We start from the raw sequence: 16,074 nt of genomic DNA, 5'->3' as shown, positions 1-16,074 counted from the left end.
TTATGAAAAAGTTTGTCTGCACCGTTTGCGGTTACGTCCACGAAGGCGACATGCCCCCCGAGTTCTGCCCCATCTGCAAGGCTCCCGCCGAGAAGTTCAAGGAGCAGGTCGGTGAGAAGACCTGGGCTGCCGAGCATGTGGTCGGCGTGGCCAAGGGCGCTCCCCAGGAGATCATCGACGGCCTGCGTATGAACTTTGAGGGTGAGTGCTCCGAGGTCGGCATGTACCTGGCCATGGCCCGAGTGGCTCACCGTGAGGGCTACCCCGAGATCGGCCTGTACTGGGAGAAGGCCGCCTATGAGGAGGCCGAGCACGCCGCCAAGTTTGCCGAGCTGCTGGGCGAGGTGGTCACCGACTCCACCAAGAAAAACCTGGAGCTGCGCGTCGATGCCGAGAACGGCGCTACCGCCGGCAAGTTTGACCTGGCCAAGAAGGCCAAGGAGCTGAATCTGGACGCCATCCATGACACCGTGCACGAGATGGCCCGCGACGAGGCCCGCCACGGCAAGGCGTTCGAGGGTCTGCTGAAGCGCTACTTCGGCTAAGAGAAAGGAAACGGCGAAACCATGAGTAAATATGTCTGCCCCTGCGGCTATGTCTATGACCCCGAGGTTGGAGATCCGGACAACGGCATCGCCCCCGGCACCCCTTGGGAAGAGGTCCCTGAGGATTGGGAGTGCCCGGTCTGCGGTCTGGGCAAGGATGTCTTTGAGAAGGAGTAATTCCTGAATATCAGGAGGGAGCCAGGTGACTGGTTCCCTTCTTTTTTGCTACCTTAATCGCCGAAGCGTGCAACTTGGTGTGCAACTTTTCCTCTCTTCACACTTTTTTGACTTTCACATGTGCAACTCACCAGAATTGCACCTATATCAAGCAGTTTTCACCGCTTAATACCATCTTTTTGAGAAAAGCCATCAACTTTTATGAAGTTTTGGCCCAATTAGAAAGAAAAGCAGTGACTTTTCATCGGATAAAGCCAAACGGAATGAAAATTGACGGTTTTCTCTTTAGTTCAGCAGCCCTTTTGGGCTGCTTTTTTCATAGTTTGATTATATCACATGTCATTGTTAAAGTACAGGTTTTCTCTTTGCTCATGCTATACTTAAAGCACAAAGAGGGACAGAGAACAAGAGAAAAACAAAACCTCTCAAAACAAAAATAAATGAAATAAGGAGAATATCACCATGAAAAAGAACGCTATCATCTACATCGACGACACCCACGCCCAGGTCACCAAGGCTTTCGAGAAGCAGGCCCGTATCTTCGGTACTCCCGAATACAGAGAGTGGAGAGCCTACCGCCAGGACTTCCCCAGCGCCCAGATGGTAACCAAGACCATCAAGCGGAAGAGCGACAAGCGCACCTACAAGAATCTGACCTACGATAACATGGAGCGATTCTTGACCATGCAGACCAACGGCCAGGAACTTATCAAGGAGTTCAACGACCAGAAGGCAATCGCTGCCATCCAGCAGAATCCCTATCGTGCGGTGCTGGCTTGGTTCCTTGCTAAGTTCCCCAAGTACGACAAGTACAAGGCGTTCTTTGCTGACAACGGCGAGGCGGAAACCGCCGCCGAGAAAGTAACCGTTGGTTTCCCGCTTGCTGCTAATCAGTAAGCAATCTTTGAAGTACACTTCTCAAAAATCAGAAAAGGAGCTTGATACGATGGAATTCACCCGTGACTACATGACCTATTACCTGCTGTCCTTCTGCAAGACCTACGACGAGCGCGACAAAGAGGAAGAGCGCCTGACGGCGCTGACCGACGAAGCGCTGGAAGCCGAGTTCACCGCCGAATACAACGAGCAGAAAGGCGCATGTCCCAACCCGCCGCTCTACGAAGGCAATATCCCTGACCTCTATATCGACTTTTAAGACAAACCAGAATTGATTTTTAGGAGGAAATTACCATGAAGAACACTTACAAAGTAGACTTTGTGAACAACACTCTGACCATGACCAAGGCGTTTGAGGACGCCGCCAGCAACCCCACTTCCCAGGAATACAAGCTGTTGCAGCAGATTCGCGCCGACTTCCCCGGCCTGACCATCATCCGCAAGACCCGCCGCGCCCCCAAGAAGGCCCGCCACACCAAGAACCTGACCTACGCCAACATGGAGAAGTACATGAGCGTGTTTAAGAACTCCGTCGAGTTGCTGGCCCAGTTTGAGGTGGTCAAGGAGTGCTCCAAGCAGCAGCCCAGCCCCTACAAGTTCGTACGGGATTGGTTTGAGACCCAGTTCCCCAAGTACAAGGAGAAGCCCGATTTTAGTCCCAATGCCTCCAAGGTGGTTGATCTCGTTGCCTTCCAGAAGAAACAGGAAGAGAAGAAGGAGCAGGAGAGCGCTTGATAACAATGGAATATAAAATGAGAGAGGACGGTACTGCTGGTGTACCGTCCTCTCAGCATTTTATTGTAGAGTAAGTATCATAGAATAATCGCCGTTCTGGGCAAGCAGCAAATATCTCGTTTCATCATACTGATAGGGAGTAAAGTAATAGTCTGTCGTTTTCTGTTCCCCGTTATTGGTGTAGCTATGGGTGCAGACAACACTATCGCCTTCCATTCGCCACGCCTCATACATGGAGTATTCCGCTCCTTCGTATGTATAGCTGGCGTCCACCGTGCCGTTCCCATGAAATGTAATGGTGTGGGTTCCGTCCCCGTCTCCGCCGTAATTATTCCGCATGGAAAACGTCGCATCCGTCAGCAGAGCTTCAATGGCATCGCCGCTCATAACCTCTAACCCGGAATCTGAAATGGTGTCCTGGAGGATTGTCCTGTCATAATAATTAAACCGCTGTAATCTCTCTTCAATCGTTGCATCGCGGATTGTGTCCTCCACGATTTCCGCTTCCCTATAATTACCATTCTCGTCTTTGACGGCTGAAACCGTAATCTCGTAAGGATGCCCCGTGAATTGCTTATACCAGCTCAAATCAGTTCCCTCGGTGAAATAAACCACCTGTAAGATTGAACTGCCATTTACTTCAAAATCCCATGCTCCGCCGTAACCGGTGCTTTCATCTTTTTCGCCCCTCATCTTTCCTACAAGTTCGACCCTTTGATCGATGGTTGAATCGATACCGCTTTCATCTATTCCCATTACCTGATAGGTTTCCGGATCAAGTATATAATATCCGGAAACCTTATTGAATTTTTCGAAATCCTGGGATGAATACATCTGATTTTCAGCTTCCGAAAATGATCCTGTGCCGTATGTAGTAACAGCAAAACCGTTTTCAATGCTATTTACTGCGATAAATAAGTCGTCCCGATTCGTTCCACCGAATCCATTTTCGGCGGAATAGTCAATGTCAAAGATATAATAATCATCTGCTTCAACTGCTTATAGATTATTCACAATTAAACTGCTCGGATTCTTGAGAACGCTTTTCAATTGCTCGACAGCATATTCAGCACAGGACGCAATATCCTCATAAGAGCTTTCTGTTGATACCGCTGTAGATTCTTTGTCTACGCTCTCACCTCCGCAGGCCACCAGCGAAAGAGACAGGGCCGCTGATAGCATGAGTGCCAGTAGTTTTTTCATGTTCTCTTTTTCCTCCCATTTGAATATATTAACCGATATTGGTTAATCTGATTATACATCGTTTTCGGTTAACATTCAAGTAGAGAGTGAGGCTTGAATGTTATGATCTCTTACGACAACTTATGGAATGTAATGAAGGAAAAAGGCATTTCCCAATACGCCCTTATAAAGAAATACAATGTCAGTCCGGCGCAGATCACAAGATTGAAGCGAAATGAAAGCGTCAGCACCCATACCATCGAGATGTTTTGCCGTATTCTGGACTGCGAAGTGGGCGACATTATGAAATATATCAAAGACGATGAAAATTGATCACAGGACGGGGGAACCCGTCCTTTTTGTTATATTGAGAAAGATAATCCTACTCAATAATCTTAATGACCCCCTGTGGTCAATACAATATCCCGGCTGCATAGTATTTCAAGACAATTTGATTTGTGAGCTGCTAATTCCCGTGTCCGCCGCAATCGTCCGTGTTCTCCGTCTTTTTTCAGCGGTCGGGAAAAACGCCAAGAAAAGCCGCCGCCGCAAATTACAAGTGTGCTATCCCGAAACCATCCCCCGCCCTGGTGTGGCCGCAGCCTTCACCCGCTCCGTATGTGGGTATCCCACACCTTCTCGATTACCTTCTTGCGAGGGTAATTCCTTCGCCCGCTCGCGATCATGGTTCCGCTCCAAGTTGAAACTACACTTTCAAAAAGCAATCTTCACCCGCAAACGCTCAACTTCTGACCAAAACCGACAACTCCGAAAGAACTTTTGATAAGTAGCAGCAACTTCAAAAAGAAACGCACCAACTTTCAAAAGAGAAACAACAACTTTGTTGCGGAATAAGGCAAATGAGAGCGTTATGCCGTTTCTTTGCCATAAAAATTCTTTTATGTTATAATAATTACAGAAAAAGGAAAAAGCTTTTGATGTATGGCTTCACTTGTAGACTTAAACAAGCAGTAGGATGAAGGCGCAGCGGCCTTCCATCTTGTAGAGCACTTCCGTTCTATGCTTCCGGGCAGCACCGCCAAGTGCTGGCAACACGCTTCCTACTGTTTGCTTAAATCTATAAAAGGAGGAAGCACACAAGATGGACAAATAGAACCTGTTGCCAACGGGGGATAACGAAGAGCTTTTGAAAAAGCTCCAGCGATACACAGAGAAATATAACTTAAATCCCAAATGGGTAAATTATGTAGATAATCCACAAGAAATCATAGATGCGGTTGAAACATACGAGTTTTTTCAAAATAGCTATTTGTCAAATTCTGCTCAAATACCGGAAAACAGGCTTTCGTGGGCCTGTCATACGAAACTATATGTAAAATATGTCCTTAAATTTGCGCGCGGAATGGTTCCGCCACGGGTCGATGGATGGTCAGATGATGATTTGGAAGAATACTATAAAGCTGTTATTAAAGAGTATTCTATTGACAGTCGATACTTGCCGTATTTTATGGAAGAGGGCTTTCGGTTTTATTGGTTTATTCAAGCATGGAATGAGGCAGCCGCTATCGAATACCCCATGTTTCCTCATTATCAGTCACCAGAAGATTGGATAATAGAAGAATATGACCTGACTAAGCCCACCAAAAAGCAGATTGAAGAAGAAAATGAAGCCAAAGCAAGGTATTTGGTTGCAGAAGAAGAGCGGATTACCGCGCTGGAAGAAACCACCACCGCTGAACCGACCTTCCGTGACCTTCCGATTGCCTGGGAGAATGTGACAACAGAAGAGGATGGTACGCAGAGAACCGGGCATTGGATTGTCTGGAATGGCAACCGCTCCAAGCGGGAAGCGTTCTTCAAGCTGGCCTTCCCCGACCAATACAACAAAGTCAAAAAGCGCGTGAAATTCCTGGAGCAAGCTGCGGATGATGTGCTGCGGCTGACAGGCGGACAGCGCACCAAACTGATGTATGAAATTTTGGCGTGGAAATATGAGCTGGAAGAAGTGAGCGAACAGGACAGCTTTGACTTAATCCATCTCTGCCAGCGCGAAGAGGACAACAAAACCGCCGATGATTTACTGTCCCGCTTGCGTTGGCCCAATGGTTTAGCCAAGCTGGTGACCTTTGGTGTGGGGATGAAGCTGGACAGTGCCGCACAGCATACATGGTGCTACACGGTTGATTACCAGGAGGACAGAGCGGTTTTTGAGGGAAGCTCAATGACCTGGGAGCGCTGGCAAGTAAAGCTGATTGAAATTTTAGATCGGTGCCGAGCCTGCCGTTGCAGCTATTTAAAAATGTGGAAATAGGTTCGGCCCTCTATGTATTATCAGTTTGACCGTTACGGTAGATATCTCACCCTTACACAAGAGGATTACAAAGCAATAACAGAGTGGGTAAAAGAATATTTTGTAGGCGGTTCCGCTCCATTCCCTCTGTCCGGGGCAATACCCGCTGCCGATTACAAATTTGTGATTGACTACAATACCGATGTTGAATTTGTGGACAACCGGAACTTGAAGGCCCCAGGCGAGATGGCAAAATACAACCAGGAAACCAACGCCGCCAGGAACAAGGAGAAGGGCAAGAAAAGAGTACAGGAGCGTTTTTCCGCTGCGTGTGGGGAAGTAAAGATAGGCGATACCCTTACAACGAAACAGCTTGTAGGGATGGGGTACACCGATGATAAAGCGAGGAAGAGGCTGGTTGATAGAGGTGTCCTAAAATGGATAAAGCGTGGTTACTATTTGGTGCTTTCAGTGTAATTCCAGCGGAAATCCGGCACGCCCCGAGGGGATTAAAAGAGAAAGATATAGTCCCCACGGGGTACGCCGGGTTTCCGCTTCCGCACTTGAAAGTGCATTTTCAAAAAAATCTATGAAGGAGGAACACCACAATGTTCAAAGAATTACTTCAAATTTTGTAGGATTTTGAGCGCCAAGACAAGGCCAACCGTACCAACTGGATCGAAAGCGTCCTTGCTGCACAAAGCGGTTCCGCTCCAACCGCTTTTGAAAATTACAAGAAGGCAAAAGAGAACTGGCAGGACGAACAGAGCCGCCGCCAAAGGTTCTATGATTATCTCATGCAGCGCCGCGATCCGGTGAACGCCCTGGCCCAAAGCGTGATAGACAGCAGCGCCACGGAGATACAGGTCAAAGCCGAACAGGAGCTTGACAAGGCCGTGAAAGAAAAGATAGACAAGACCATCCGCCTTTATTTCAAATGAGAGCCGCGCTGATCTGACGCGCACTTAACTAAAGATGTGTCGTTAAATCAAAAAGTCGGAGGAAGATGTAAAATCTTCTCTCCGACTTCTCTTTTTGTGTTCAAGACTTTTTGGAAGTTGATGAAAGTTGGGTGTTTTTCTTCTCTTCTTCATCCTTTTCGCCTGGCTTCTTCACCCAGCCTAAAATCTCTTCCATGATAAGGGCAAGGGGCAGGTCGGTATCTCCAAACATGGCGGCACACTCCTATTCTATCACCGCTTGAATAACACCCTCTGACAACAACTTTTCCTTACTTTTCAAGCTGGCGCGTCGTGGCGAACGTCACGACGCGCTTCCCGTTTTTCGCGCTGCGCTGGATTTTCAGACTATCGTTATCCGCATTAGTAGTCTTTTACAATTCCCATAAATTACCTATCACCTGGGGCATCTTTGACGTATTCCAGCAAGTCGCCGGGCTGACAGTCCAAGAGGGCACAGAGCCGCTCGATATTGTCCCACGCCAGCCCCTTCCCTTCACGGAGCTTTTGAATGGTTGATTGACTTAGAATGTTTTCTTTCCGCAATGTGTATGTGGTGTACCCCTTTTTTTTGAGGGCTTCCAGTATGTCAATTTTGAAATGCAATGGCATGGGCTTAACCTCCCCGGGGCGCGTCAAAATTTGCAATTCTCTTCCATTGTCCTTATTTTAGCACAGAATATGCACGAAGTCAAGTGCATAAAATCGACAAGATTATGGTCGATAATTCGTGTGCTTTGCCTATTGATTATGCACGAAAATTAGTCTATAATAAAGACAGTTAAGGGGAACACCCCAAATAAAAACAAAGGAGAATGGACATGAGCAAGAACGAACTGGTAGCCAAAATCGAAGCGCTGAACGAGTGGGAGGCCGTTATTGAGGAAGCCAAGGCGGAGGCCGAGGCCATCCGGGACAGCATCAAGGCCGAAATGATGGAGCGCGACACCGAGGAAATGACCGCTGGAAAGTATATCGTCCGCTGGACTTCGGTTCTCTCCAATCGGTTTGATACCACGGCCTTCAAAAAGGCCCACGGCGAACTGTATAAGGAGTACACCAAGCAGAGCGCCAGCCGCCGCTTTTCCATCAGCGCATAAGAAAAGCCCCTTGTCCGACACGCCGACCAAAGCAAGCGGACAAAGAGCTTCCACCCTAACCAGAACGGAGAGGGCAAGAACATTATAGCTTGCCCTCTCTCCAAAATCAAGAACAGGAGAGAACGACATGAAGGAACTGACAAGCTATAACCGCGTGGCCGGGTATCTCAACAAAGTGTTCGATCTGCTGAACACGGAATTCTTTGAAGGTGCACTTTCAAGGCCCACCATCACCATCCAGTCCACGCCCCGCGCCTATGGCCACTTCTCTCTGCGGGAAGATACCTGGGTTTCCAAGCTGGGCGGCACCCATGAAATCAATATTGGGGCCGGGACGCTGGCCCGTCCTATCGAGGAAGTAGCCGCGACCCTGCTTCACGAAATGGTACATTATTACAACTACGAGAACGGCGTGCAGGATTGCAGTAGGGGAAACACCTACCACAACCGGAAGTTCAAAGCGGCGGCGGAGGCCCACGGCCTGATCGTCACCCACAGCGACAAATATGGAGGGTCACACACGGCCCCCGGCGAGGCGCTGCTCGACTTCGTATTGGAGAACGGCTTGACCGACATTCTCATAAATCGCAACGAGTTTATCGGCTTCCAGGTCACCGGCACCGGGACGCACAGCGGCACAGGAACCACTCCGCCGCCGCGCCCGTCCAGCACGAGAAAGTATATTTGCCCCTGCTGCGGGAATTCCGTTCGGGCCACCAAAGCGGTGAATATCGCTTGCCTGGACTGTAACGAGCGGATGGTGCTGGCCGGTTGACAGGGCAGGGCGGGGAGAAATCCCCACCCCATTCCCCAAAGTTCGTATAATTTGAATTATACGAACACCGAAATCAAGGTATTCCGGGGCTTTCCCGCTGCCGCCCATCATACACGAACTTTCCCGCGAGAAAAAACAAACTTTTGACGATGGAGGCCACCATGAACAAGAAAACCAAGGCGCTCACCACCGAGCAATACAAGGAGATCATACAGACCATGAAGGAGGGATTCAGCGGTTGCCGCCCCAATGAGCGCATAGCGACAGCCCTTGTGCTGGAAGGGAATTTAGGTTTGCGGATCAGCGGCATATTGAAGCTGCGGCCCTGCGATATTGTCCGGGACGGGGACAGATACCGCCTGGAGATCACCGAGCAAAAAACCGGCAAGCGCCGCGTGTTCACCGTCCCGTTGGTTATCCAGCAATACATAGAGAATTATTGCTTGCGCCACGGTATAGACCGAAATGCCCTGATATTCCCCATCACCGAGAGGGCCATACAGAAGCAGCTCCATATCGTGTGCGATTACCTGGGCTATGAGGGTATCAGTACCCACAGCTTCCGCAAGTGGTACGCCACGGAGATATACAAGGCAAACGGCTATGACATAGCCCTTGTGCAGCGGCTATTACAGCACAGCTCCGCCGCCGTCACACAGCGGTATATCGGTATTGAGCCACAGCGGATAGAGGCGGCGATTGAGCAGCACGCTTATATACTATGACTTGTCTACACGAGAGGAGGATTATAAAAATGGATAAGGAAGAAAGAATTCCGAATATATTTTGGAAATATTATGACCTTTATCGCAGAAAGCAAATTACTATCGAACAATTTTCGCTTTTTTCTGGACTCGCAGAAAAAGAAATCCAACAGTATTTGGATCGTATTTCGTGCTGAAAAAAAGCGTGAAAAAACGGAAAGGAGGTGATATAATATATTATTATTGTTTGAGGAGGGTACATTGTGCGGATTGAAGAATATGTGGCCCCCGATCTTTTAGAAAAGTTTGAGTTTTACAACTATAACCATGCGTTAGAGATTATTACACAGGCATTTCCAGAAGAATGGGGACAAATTGAAGAATGCCTGCGCCGTTTGAGCATTACAACGGACGATCTGCGCGAAGCAGGCGGGAATGAAACAAATATCCCCAAAAAATTTGATGATGTGCTATATCCATACGGATGGCGTGAGATTCGTATTTCTGGCGATCTCCATATCAAATTTTATCCAAGGCAAGCCGAACAGCGAGGCCACTTTGCAACAGAACCATTTGAAGAGAAGATTCTCCCTGGTTATATTGATGGACACAACATTGATTTTCTGAAAAATAGAGTTGCTTTTGACCTTGAATGGAATAGCAAAGATCAGACATTCGACCGCGATTTGCTGGCTATGCGTACATACTATGACTGTGATATTGTCAGCGCGGGTATCATTATTACCAGGGCGCTGGAGCTAAACGATGTATTTAAGTCCGTTTATGATTATGATAAGCGGTCCGGCGAATGGAAACCTATCATGAGAAAGTATGGAGCAAGTACAACATGGATGGGTAAGCTAACTTATCGTTTGGATTCCCGGCGCAACGGAGGCTGCCCCATTTTGGCGGTTGGAATAAAGAAGAAGTGTATTACAGATTGGCAGGAAGGATATATAGATGAGCACAGTCCAGACAACAGCAGATAATTTGCTGCATTTTTGCGGCAAGCAAAAGTTTTCTACCATTTACGCAGACCCACCGTGGCGATTTCAGAATAGAACCGGAAAAGTTGCCCCTGAACACAAGCGCCTCAATCGTTATGAAACTATGACTTTAGAGGATATTATGGCGCTTCCTGTTTCTCAAATTTCTGCTGATAAAAGTCATCTTTACTTATGGGTTCCCAATGCACTTTTGCCCGACGGATTATCGGTAATGGAGGCATGGGGATTTACATATAAGGGTAATATTATTTGGGAAAAGGTGAGGAAAGACGGCGGGCCGGATGGGCGCGGTGTTGGTTTTTACTTTCGTAATGTAACTGAAATTCTCCTTTTTGGTGTAAGGGGCGAGGACAACAGGACTTTAGCACCTGCCCGGTCACAAGTTAATATCATTCGAGCACAGAAACGGGAGCATTCAAGAAAACCGGATGAAATTATCCCAATAATTGAGAGTTGTTCCCCCGGCCCCTTTATCGAACTATTTGCACGAGGAGATAGAGAAGGTTGGGCTATGTGGGGCAATCAAGCTACTGCTGATTATGAGCCAACTTGGAACACCTATAAAAACCACACTCAAAAAGATTTGAATTTATAAAAGTTAAGGCCAAAGGGGGCAAACCACCCTTTGGCCTTAACTTTTATAATACAATTTTCCTGATTTTGTGATACACTGAACATAAGACCAGGAAAGCGAGGCGGCACACATGGCAAAGTCAGAAAACCAAAAAGTGAAAACGCTCTATGTTGCCAAATACTTTTTGGAGAACTCCGACGAGAACCACCCCGTTACCGCCGGGGATGTGGTGGACTATCTAAAAGACGAGTACGGGATTGAGGCAGAGCGCCGCGCCATCTACCGGGATATTGCCGCCCTGCGGGATGTGTTTGGGATGGATATAGAAGGCGGGCAGGGCGGCAAATACCGGCTGCTGTCCCGTCAGTTTGAGTTTGACGATTTGCGGCTGCTAGCTGAGTGTGTCCATGCGGCCAAGTTCATATCCGCCCGGCAAGCGAAAGATTTGGTGGACACACTGGGCGAGTTTTGCAGCACCTATCAGGCGGAGCAGCTTCAACGGGAAGTGTTTCTGTGTGACCGTGTGAAAACGACGCAAAGGGGAACCATGGCGATTATTACGAAGATCAATCAGGCTATGTCAACCAAGCAAGACGGCAAGCCCCACACCCCGCAGAAAATCAGCTTCAAATATTTGAAATATGCACTTCAAGATGGGATAACACAAGTTGAGCGCCGCAAAGGTGCCATCTATAAAGTCAGCCCCTACAAGCTGTTGATAAACGATGGAAATTATTATCTGCTGGCATTTGATGATAAGGCCCAGGATATGCGGACATATCGAATTGACCGCATGAAGGAGGTTAAGATCCTTTCGGAGCCACGGGAAGGCGCAGAGGCGTTCTCCAAGATAGATATGGAGACTTACACCCGCCGCGTGTTCTCTATGTTCAGCGGGGAGCGGAAGCGCGTCAGTATTCGATTTATCAACCCCTTGCTTGATACGGCAGTCGAGCGGTTTGGAACAAGCCCTGATGTATTTTATAGGCGGGACGATGAAAAGCATTTTGTTGTAACCACCGATGTGGAAATCAGTGACCAGTTTTTCGCATGGGTGTGCGGGTTTGGCAAAAGAGCAAAGGTTATTTCTCCACCAGATATAGTAGAAAAATTTAAAGATTACCTGTTAGACTTGGTACAAATTTATTAAGAAGTAAGAAAGGAAGGAATAAAAATGTTTGGAAATATGTTGTATTTTGATGCCCCGAAAATCAGCGAATATCGAGCAATAGTAAAAGGAGAAAAGAATATAAAAATTGGGAAAATTGATGTTTCGAGTGGTAAAGATGCAAATATTAAATTACCGATTGCTGGCGGAGATATTAAAACTTCAAGGTCATACGAAGCCACTATCGAAGAAAGCGCCCTTTTTGATTGTGATGAATTTGAAAAACTGCTAATTGGTAGAGACGATTATTTTGATTTTACCAAAGAGGACTATGATTTAAGCACCTTAGGTCGTGGATATATCATCAAATTTGAAAGCGTTATTAGAGTGCCAGAAGCATTTGATATGACACAAACTATTTCACAGTTCAAACCATATATTGAAACTTCGATTGTTAGAGATATGGGAACTGATGAACAAGCGGCGTTTAAGTTGTTTTTTGAAACTAAAAATCCAAAAATACCTATTATTTGTGAATGTTCAGACCATGTTCTGTGTGCCAAAATGGATTCTAAATTTTTGAAGGTTGAATATCCTCAGTTAGAAGAATTTGAGAGTTCAGAGGTAACTATTTTAGCAAGAATGATTTCGAGCAATGATGTAAGTAAGCAGAAAGCTATTTTTGACCCTCTCAAGGACTTCATCTCTCTAAATAGGGCAATTAGACGATCTATAACTAATGACCGTCCAGATGGTTTAAAGGAGCTTTTTTTGGATGAGGAGTACCGAAATATAGAAGTTTTAGCTATATATCAGTAATTACTTCTTATCGAGTGCAAATTATAAACCGATATGCTCTAATCAAGGAACTGAATAACTCAAAGATGATAAAATAACTTTTAACTTAATCAAACAGAGGCAGAAGTTGTTACTTCTGCCTCTGTTCTTTTCAAAAGTTGTTGATTATAGCCGATTTAGATTGTCTCGCAGAATATCAATGCCTGTTCTGGAAATGGCAATATAATATCGCTGTGTAACCTGGATATTTCCATGGCCCATCTGATTGCAGAGAAGGTGGGTGGGGGTATTCATTTCCGCCATCATGGTTCCGTAAGTATGCCGCAAGTAGTGGTATTTGAACATGATATGATACTTGCTTTTGAGTTCCCGTGAAGGGTATTTCATGGAGTTTACCGTCTGGATTTTTCCGTCGGGCAGACAGTTCACAAGCTCCGTGGAAGAGATCTTCTTGCCGCCCAAGTCCTCTATGATACGCTGGTTCTGTTCTCTCAGGGCGGCGTATTGGAGCATATCCTGTTTCCGCCGCTCGGCCAGCTCTTGAAAATACACTTTCAATTTATTGCACATGTAGATGGTGCGCTTGGCGTTGCGGGTTTTCAACGGCACCAACTTGATAAGACTGTTCTGGTATTGCATTTGCCGATCAATCAAGATCGTTCCGTTGACTACATCGACATTTGACCATTTTAGGCCGTAGCACTCGTTGATACGCAGCCCGCAATACCGCCCCAGCAAGTACGCCGTTTCCGCATTGGTTCCGTGGAAGTAATCATCCAACACGGCAAGCTCTTCCTTGCTGAACGCCACAATATCCAGATCATCGTCCGTTTTCAGTTTGGGCATGTGGATTTTGGTATCTGTAGCGCGACAAGATTTTTGAGAAACAGGGACAAGAAAAATGAGAAAAATGAGGGCAAATATTTGAAGTAATTCTAGAACTCCCCCCCGGATGTCGGAGGGGAGTTCTTCGCTTATTTGATGGTGTCGTCGGGAGTCACCAGCTCGACCATCAGGCGGCACCGGAGATTGAGGCTCTTGTGCTCGTCGGTCCAGATCTCGCAGAGCTCCTTGTAGTGATCCCGCATGGCCTGGAGCCAGTCGTTGAAGTCGTGGCTGAGACCCTGGCGTTCCTCGTCGGTGCAATCGTCCCAGAGGGCCTTGAGGGCCCTGTAGTCAGGAGTGTACTTGGGCCCCAGGGCATAGGAGCCGGCATGGACACCGTTGCCGGCGCGAATGTTGGCGGCAAGCATATCGGCTGCGACGCCGATGTCCTTGTCCTCGTGCTTTGCGATGCTGTAGCATACGGGGGTCAGTTCGTTCCAGTTGATCTTTTTCATGGTGTAATCCTCCTATAAAATCGCATTGTGTAGCGGGGTGTCTCCCCACCCTCCACTGCGTAGCGGAGCCAGTCAAGGATAACGATCATGGGCAGGGACAGCAGGCACCAGAGGGCCCAGAACTGCGGGCAGATCTGTCCCCAGAGGTTGCCGGGCAGGGCGGAGTAATCCCAGATTGCCATGCCAAGCCATATATTGAGCACAAGTCCAGCGGCCAGCTCGGCCGCGACGATAGCCGTACCGCAGATGAGCGCCTGAAGCCACAGGGGGCAGTCCCACGGCAGCTCCGCGCCGAAGCGCTCTAATGGGATGGCCAGCAGGATCGCCAGAGCCAGCATGGTCCAGGAGATGGTCTCCGGCCGGCCGCACAGCGTCTTAAAGACCACCTCCGCAAAGAAGTAAGTGGTCCCGGTCCAGGTCCACAGCAAGAGGCTCAAAACCGCCTTACGCATTGGATGCAGCCTCCAGGATGGCCGTCATGTTGGCGGCCAGATCATCCGGCAGTGCGGAGCCATATGTAATGGCAGCCACATCCTCCAATGTGTCGCAGCGACGGACCCAGGCGAACAGATGGTTGGCATAGGTCGTGTGGTAGAGCTTGTGGGCCGTGGCCGCCTCTCCCATGGCGATGATATCCGCTGCCGGATAGATGGCGCACAACTGCCCGTCCAGGTGGTAGGGGTATCCTGCGGCCCCCTTCTGGACCGCGCCCACGGCGGTGGTGAGGTTGATCTGATCCTCGTCCGTCAGGGCGATATGCCCGGATGTGCCGCTTGGGAGGGTCACGTCGCACCCGGCCACGATGGCGGAGTTGCAGGCGGCGGATAGCCCGGATAGTTTGGCGGACTTTGCGGTCTCCAGCGGGTCCGGTTCCGGGTGGCTGGCGATCCATGCGTCCAGGGCCTCCTGGGCCACCGTGTAGCCGGTCATTGCCATATGGGCCGGCATCTCGTCGGTTTCCCCCACCTCGCTAAAGGTTGGGACGACAAAGCCCACGGCGGCATAAAAGGCTGCGAGGTCCAGACTATCTGGGACCAGCGCGTGCCCCTCCGGAATCGCATCGAACGCGCCCTCCTGGATGGGGGGCCACGCACCGCTCGGATTGGCTGTCATTCTGATGATCTTCATGGTAGGATACCTCCTGTATCTAACTTTGAAGGGAGCCGAAATCAATGATCTATGGGTATATCCGCGTGAGCAGCGACAAGCAGACGGTCGAGAACCAGAGGTTTGAGATCTCCCGTTTCTGCGACTCGAATGGGCTGACGATTGATGGCTGGATCGAGGAGACGATCTCCGGGACACGCAACTATGATAAACGGAAGCTGGGGGAGCTGCTGCGGAACATCAAAGCCGGGGACGCCATCATCTGCTCGGAGCTCTCCCGGCTGGGCCGCAGTCTCTACATGGTGATGGAGATCCTCGCACTGTGCATGGAGAAAGAGTGCCGGGTGTGGACCATCAAGGATAACTTCCGGCTGGGCGATGACATCCAGAGCAAAGTGCTGGCCTTTGCATTTGGCTTGTCCGCCGAGATCGAGCGCAATCTGATCTCCCAGCGGACCAAGGAGGCCCTGGCCCGGAAGAAGGCTGAGGGCGTCCATCTGGGCCGCCCAAAGGGCGCTCTGGGGAAGCATACCAAGCTCTCGGACAAAGAGGATGTGATCCGGTGCCTGCTGGACTGCGGGAATACCTATGCTGCCATTGCCCGCGCCCTGAAGGTAGACCGCTCCACATTGGTCCGGTTTTGCGATGCACGTGGGATAAAACGGCCTGTAAATTGCAGCAGCTTAGCGATATAGCTAATTGTGTGGCGGTTTACGATGGGGTTTCCTGCACGTTTTCTCATTTTGCTTGTCCGCGTCCATCGCTTACGACCGCATCGCGGTCGCCAGGATAAGGTTCCCTTTTGTGCCTAAGCT

Annotated in this window: 27 protein-coding genes; 19 read left to right on the top strand and 8 right to left on the bottom strand. The window is 48.8% G+C overall.

Going from position 1 to position 16,074, the window contains the following annotated elements; translation table 11 throughout:
* Nucleotides 1-2 precede the first annotated feature (2 nt).
* The 6 genes from BN2154_RS00910 (at nt 3) to BN2154_RS00890 (ending at nt 2,354) form a co-directional block, all read left to right on the top strand.
* Nucleotides 3-545, top strand: a complete 543-nt coding sequence (locus BN2154_RS00910) for an NADH peroxidase (protein WP_050617003.1) — start codon at nt 3-5, stop codon at nt 543-545.
* Nucleotides 546-566: 21 nt separating this feature from the next.
* Nucleotides 567-722: a rubredoxin gene (locus BN2154_RS00905; RefSeq protein WP_050617002.1), complete on the top strand. Its 156-nt coding sequence runs from the start codon at nt 567-569 to the stop codon at nt 720-722.
* Between the two features lie 179 nt (nt 723-901).
* Nucleotides 902-1,162: a hypothetical protein gene (locus tag BN2154_RS15960; RefSeq protein WP_195892281.1), complete on the top strand. Its 261-nt coding sequence runs from the start codon at nt 902-904 to the stop codon at nt 1,160-1,162.
* A gap of 22 nt (nt 1,163-1,184) precedes the next feature.
* The gene (locus tag BN2154_RS00900; RefSeq protein WP_050617001.1) at nt 1,185-1,619 is read left to right on the top strand and encodes a hypothetical protein; all 435 of its coding nucleotides are present in this window, start codon (nt 1,185-1,187) and stop codon (nt 1,617-1,619) included.
* A 49-nt stretch (nt 1,620-1,668) separates the two neighbouring features.
* Complete coding sequence (locus BN2154_RS00895) at nt 1,669-1,878, top strand: hypothetical protein (protein WP_050617000.1); 210 nt, start codon at nt 1,669-1,671, stop codon at nt 1,876-1,878.
* Nucleotides 1,879-1,913: 35 nt separating this feature from the next.
* Nucleotides 1,914-2,354 carry a hypothetical protein gene (locus BN2154_RS00890; protein WP_050616999.1) on the top strand — a complete coding sequence of 147 codons (441 nt, stop codon included), beginning with the start codon at nt 1,914-1,916 and terminating at the stop codon, nt 2,352-2,354.
* Nucleotides 2,355-2,414: 60 nt separating this feature from the next.
* Here the strand turns inward: BN2154_RS00890 and BN2154_RS00885 are convergent, their stop codons facing one another.
* Both BN2154_RS00885 and BN2154_RS15605 read right to left on the bottom strand, forming a co-directional pair.
* A complete protein-coding gene (locus BN2154_RS00885) occupies nt 2,415-3,188 on the bottom strand; it encodes a hypothetical protein (RefSeq protein WP_050616998.1) in 774 nt (257 codons plus the stop codon).
* 165 nt (nt 3,189-3,353) lie between these two features.
* Complete coding sequence (locus tag BN2154_RS15605; RefSeq protein WP_154666610.1) at nt 3,354-3,557, bottom strand: hypothetical protein; 204 nt, start codon at nt 3,555-3,557, stop codon at nt 3,354-3,356.
* Nucleotides 3,558-3,659: 102 nt separating this feature from the next.
* On the opposite strand from BN2154_RS15605, the gene BN2154_RS00880 reads away from it, so the two are divergent.
* From BN2154_RS00880 to BN2154_RS15600, 4 genes are all read left to right on the top strand, one after another.
* Nucleotides 3,660-3,869: a helix-turn-helix domain-containing protein gene (locus BN2154_RS00880; protein WP_050616997.1), complete on the top strand. Its 210-nt coding sequence runs from the start codon at nt 3,660-3,662 to the stop codon at nt 3,867-3,869.
* Between the two features lie 787 nt (nt 3,870-4,656).
* Entirely contained in the window at nt 4,657-5,808 is a 1,152-nt protein-coding gene (locus tag BN2154_RS00875) for a hypothetical protein (protein WP_050616996.1), read from the top strand.
* 12 nt (nt 5,809-5,820) lie between these two features.
* Nucleotides 5,821-6,264, top strand: coding sequence for a hypothetical protein (locus BN2154_RS00870; RefSeq protein WP_050616995.1), 444 nt, complete (start codon nt 5,821-5,823; stop codon nt 6,262-6,264).
* Between the two features lie 320 nt (nt 6,265-6,584).
* Nucleotides 6,585-6,728, top strand: coding sequence for a hypothetical protein (locus tag BN2154_RS15600; protein WP_154666608.1), 144 nt, complete (start codon nt 6,585-6,587; stop codon nt 6,726-6,728).
* A gap of 100 nt (nt 6,729-6,828) precedes the next feature.
* On the opposite strand, the gene BN2154_RS16405 is transcribed toward BN2154_RS15600, so the two are convergent.
* Together BN2154_RS16405 and BN2154_RS00865 are read right to left on the bottom strand one after the other, a co-directional pair.
* Complete coding sequence (locus BN2154_RS16405; RefSeq protein WP_278319993.1) at nt 6,829-6,960, bottom strand: hypothetical protein; 132 nt, start codon at nt 6,958-6,960, stop codon at nt 6,829-6,831.
* 176 nt (nt 6,961-7,136) lie between these two features.
* On the bottom strand, nt 7,137-7,358 hold the full coding sequence (locus tag BN2154_RS00865; RefSeq protein ID WP_050616994.1) for a helix-turn-helix domain-containing protein: 222 nt from the start codon (nt 7,356-7,358) through the stop codon (nt 7,137-7,139).
* Between the two features lie 209 nt (nt 7,359-7,567).
* Between BN2154_RS00865 and BN2154_RS00860 the strand changes: the two genes are divergently transcribed.
* From BN2154_RS00860 to BN2154_RS00835, 8 genes are all read left to right on the top strand, one after another.
* A complete protein-coding gene (locus BN2154_RS00860; RefSeq protein WP_007493636.1) occupies nt 7,568-7,846 on the top strand; it encodes a hypothetical protein in 279 nt (92 codons plus the stop codon).
* A gap of 127 nt (nt 7,847-7,973) precedes the next feature.
* The gene (locus BN2154_RS00855; RefSeq protein WP_050616993.1) at nt 7,974-8,621 is read left to right on the top strand and encodes a SprT-like domain-containing protein; all 648 of its coding nucleotides are present in this window, start codon (nt 7,974-7,976) and stop codon (nt 8,619-8,621) included.
* A 161-nt stretch (nt 8,622-8,782) separates the two neighbouring features.
* Nucleotides 8,783-9,346 carry a tyrosine-type recombinase/integrase gene (locus tag BN2154_RS00850; protein WP_242853657.1) on the top strand — a complete coding sequence of 188 codons (564 nt, stop codon included), beginning with the start codon at nt 8,783-8,785 and terminating at the stop codon, nt 9,344-9,346.
* A gap of 29 nt (nt 9,347-9,375) precedes the next feature.
* On the top strand, nt 9,376-9,522 hold the full coding sequence (locus BN2154_RS15595) for a hypothetical protein (protein WP_154666607.1): 147 nt from the start codon (nt 9,376-9,378) through the stop codon (nt 9,520-9,522).
* A gap of 66 nt (nt 9,523-9,588) precedes the next feature.
* Nucleotides 9,589-10,314, top strand: a complete 726-nt coding sequence (locus BN2154_RS00845) for a BglII/BstYI family type II restriction endonuclease (protein ID WP_050616992.1) — start codon at nt 9,589-9,591, stop codon at nt 10,312-10,314.
* Nucleotides 10,286-10,927, top strand: coding sequence for an MT-A70 family methyltransferase (locus tag BN2154_RS15000; RefSeq protein ID WP_094762288.1), 642 nt, complete (start codon nt 10,286-10,288; stop codon nt 10,925-10,927). Before BN2154_RS00845 ends, BN2154_RS15000 begins: the two co-directional genes overlap by 29 nt.
* Before the next feature lie 109 nt (nt 10,928-11,036).
* Nucleotides 11,037-12,056, top strand: a complete 1,020-nt coding sequence (locus tag BN2154_RS00840) for a helix-turn-helix transcriptional regulator (protein ID WP_050616991.1) — start codon at nt 11,037-11,039, stop codon at nt 12,054-12,056.
* A 24-nt stretch (nt 12,057-12,080) separates the two neighbouring features.
* Nucleotides 12,081-12,833, top strand: coding sequence for a DUF6414 family protein (locus BN2154_RS00835; protein WP_050616990.1), 753 nt, complete (start codon nt 12,081-12,083; stop codon nt 12,831-12,833).
* Between the two features lie 144 nt (nt 12,834-12,977).
* Here BN2154_RS00835 and BN2154_RS00830 read toward each other — a convergent pair whose 3' ends face one another.
* From BN2154_RS00830 to BN2154_RS00815, 4 genes are all read right to left on the bottom strand, one after another.
* Entirely contained in the window at nt 12,978-13,658 is a 681-nt protein-coding gene (locus BN2154_RS00830) for a tyrosine-type recombinase/integrase (protein ID WP_050616989.1), read from the bottom strand.
* A 128-nt stretch (nt 13,659-13,786) separates the two neighbouring features.
* Nucleotides 13,787-14,152 (bottom strand): hypothetical protein, encoded by a 366-nt coding sequence (locus tag BN2154_RS00825; protein ID WP_050616988.1) that lies wholly within the window; start codon nt 14,150-14,152, stop codon nt 13,787-13,789.
* Complete coding sequence (locus BN2154_RS00820) at nt 14,149-14,604, bottom strand: putative ABC transporter permease (protein ID WP_050616987.1); 456 nt, start codon at nt 14,602-14,604, stop codon at nt 14,149-14,151. The genes BN2154_RS00825 and BN2154_RS00820 overlap by 4 nt, the downstream gene beginning before the upstream one ends.
* A complete protein-coding gene (locus tag BN2154_RS00815) occupies nt 14,597-15,280 on the bottom strand; it encodes a DUF4376 domain-containing protein (protein ID WP_050616986.1) in 684 nt (227 codons plus the stop codon). The genes BN2154_RS00820 and BN2154_RS00815 overlap by 8 nt, the downstream gene beginning before the upstream one ends.
* Nucleotides 15,281-15,324: 44 nt before the next feature.
* Between BN2154_RS00815 and BN2154_RS00810 the strand changes: the two genes are divergently transcribed.
* The gene (locus BN2154_RS00810; RefSeq protein WP_050616985.1) at nt 15,325-15,954 is read left to right on the top strand and encodes a master DNA invertase Mpi family serine-type recombinase; all 630 of its coding nucleotides are present in this window, start codon (nt 15,325-15,327) and stop codon (nt 15,952-15,954) included.
* Nucleotides 15,955-16,074: the final 120 nt, after the last annotated feature.

Source organism: Intestinimonas massiliensis (ex Afouda et al. 2020) (assembly GCF_001244995.1).
GTDB lineage: Bacteria > Bacillota > Clostridia > Oscillospirales > Oscillospiraceae > Intestinimonas > Intestinimonas massiliensis.
The sequence above is the reverse complement of the archived record's forward strand: the minus strand, read 5'-3'. Positions and strand labels throughout refer to the sequence as shown.

Bases quoted from the DNA above. Each gene is read 5' to 3' on its own strand.
- BN2154_RS16405 (WP_278319993.1), bottom strand. From the start codon at position 6,960: ATGTTTGGAGATACCGACCTGCCCCTTGCCCTTATCATGGAAGAGATT.
- BN2154_RS00880 (WP_050616997.1), top strand. From the start codon at position 3,660: ATGATCTCTTACGACAACTTATGGAATGTAATGAAGGAAAAAGGCATT.
- BN2154_RS00835 (WP_050616990.1), top strand. From the start codon at position 12,081: ATGTTTGGAAATATGTTGTATTTTGATGCCCCGAAAATCAGCGAATAT.
- BN2154_RS00890 (WP_050616999.1), top strand. From the start codon at position 1,914: ATGAAGAACACTTACAAAGTAGACTTTGTGAACAACACTCTGACCATG.
- BN2154_RS00860 (WP_007493636.1), top strand. From the start codon at position 7,568: ATGAGCAAGAACGAACTGGTAGCCAAAATCGAAGCGCTGAACGAGTGG.
- BN2154_RS00830 (WP_050616989.1), bottom strand. From the start codon at position 13,658: ATGCCCAAACTGAAAACGGACGATGATCTGGATATTGTGGCGTTCAGC.
- BN2154_RS00900 (WP_050617001.1), top strand. From the start codon at position 1,185: ATGAAAAAGAACGCTATCATCTACATCGACGACACCCACGCCCAGGTC.
- BN2154_RS15600 (WP_154666608.1), top strand. From the start codon at position 6,585: ATGCAGCGCCGCGATCCGGTGAACGCCCTGGCCCAAAGCGTGATAGAC.
- BN2154_RS00820 (WP_050616987.1), bottom strand. From the start codon at position 14,604: ATGCGTAAGGCGGTTTTGAGCCTCTTGCTGTGGACCTGGACCGGGACC.
- BN2154_RS00825 (WP_050616988.1), bottom strand. From the start codon at position 14,152: ATGAAAAAGATCAACTGGAACGAACTGACCCCCGTATGCTACAGCATC.
- BN2154_RS00895 (WP_050617000.1), top strand. From the start codon at position 1,669: ATGGAATTCACCCGTGACTACATGACCTATTACCTGCTGTCCTTCTGC.
- BN2154_RS15595 (WP_154666607.1), top strand. From the start codon at position 9,376: ATGGATAAGGAAGAAAGAATTCCGAATATATTTTGGAAATATTATGAC.
- BN2154_RS00810 (WP_050616985.1), top strand. From the start codon at position 15,325: ATGATCTATGGGTATATCCGCGTGAGCAGCGACAAGCAGACGGTCGAG.
- BN2154_RS00815 (WP_050616986.1), bottom strand. From the start codon at position 15,280: ATGAAGATCATCAGAATGACAGCCAATCCGAGCGGTGCGTGGCCCCCC.
- BN2154_RS00905 (WP_050617002.1), top strand. From the start codon at position 567: ATGAGTAAATATGTCTGCCCCTGCGGCTATGTCTATGACCCCGAGGTT.
- BN2154_RS15605 (WP_154666610.1), bottom strand. From the start codon at position 3,557: ATGAAAAAACTACTGGCACTCATGCTATCAGCGGCCCTGTCTCTTTCG.
- BN2154_RS15000 (WP_094762288.1), top strand. From the start codon at position 10,286: ATGAGCACAGTCCAGACAACAGCAGATAATTTGCTGCATTTTTGCGGC.
- BN2154_RS00855 (WP_050616993.1), top strand. From the start codon at position 7,974: ATGAAGGAACTGACAAGCTATAACCGCGTGGCCGGGTATCTCAACAAA.
- BN2154_RS00910 (WP_050617003.1), top strand. From the start codon at position 3: ATGAAAAAGTTTGTCTGCACCGTTTGCGGTTACGTCCACGAAGGCGAC.
- BN2154_RS00865 (WP_050616994.1), bottom strand. From the start codon at position 7,358: ATGCCATTGCATTTCAAAATTGACATACTGGAAGCCCTCAAAAAAAAG.
- BN2154_RS00840 (WP_050616991.1), top strand. From the start codon at position 11,037: ATGGCAAAGTCAGAAAACCAAAAAGTGAAAACGCTCTATGTTGCCAAA.
- BN2154_RS00850 (WP_242853657.1), top strand. From the start codon at position 8,783: ATGAACAAGAAAACCAAGGCGCTCACCACCGAGCAATACAAGGAGATC.
- BN2154_RS00870 (WP_050616995.1), top strand. From the start codon at position 5,821: ATGTATTATCAGTTTGACCGTTACGGTAGATATCTCACCCTTACACAA.
- BN2154_RS00885 (WP_050616998.1), bottom strand. From the start codon at position 3,188: ATGTATTCATCCCAGGATTTCGAAAAATTCAATAAGGTTTCCGGATAT.